The 267-nt window shown below is 32.6% G+C and carries 1 pseudogene; it reads left to right on the forward strand.

The features are described from left to right. Positions 1-267: pseudogene (locus tag RT405_RS08485) on the forward strand (heavy metal translocating P-type ATPase); the annotation flags it as partial.

Here is a 267-nt window from a genome sequence, read left to right on the forward strand (position 1 = left end):
TTTAAGCGGGTGTTTAATTATTTTAGGTATCTTTTTATCGTTACATACTTATGTTCGAATTGCACCTCTATTTTATATTTTATCCTTTATTATTGGTGGATTTTATCAAGCTAAAGAAGGCCTGAAAGACACTGTTGAAAATAAAAAGCTGAATGTCGATATTTTAATGATTTTAGCTGCTATCGGAGCTTCTCTTATTGGGTACTGGATGGAAGGAGCCTTATTGATTTTTATTTTTTCGCTTAGCGGTTCGCTTGAAGTATATGC

The sequence above is a fragment of the Carnobacterium sp. genome, assembly GCF_032094055.1.
Taxonomy (GTDB): domain Bacteria; phylum Bacillota; class Bacilli; order Lactobacillales; family Carnobacteriaceae; genus Carnobacterium_A.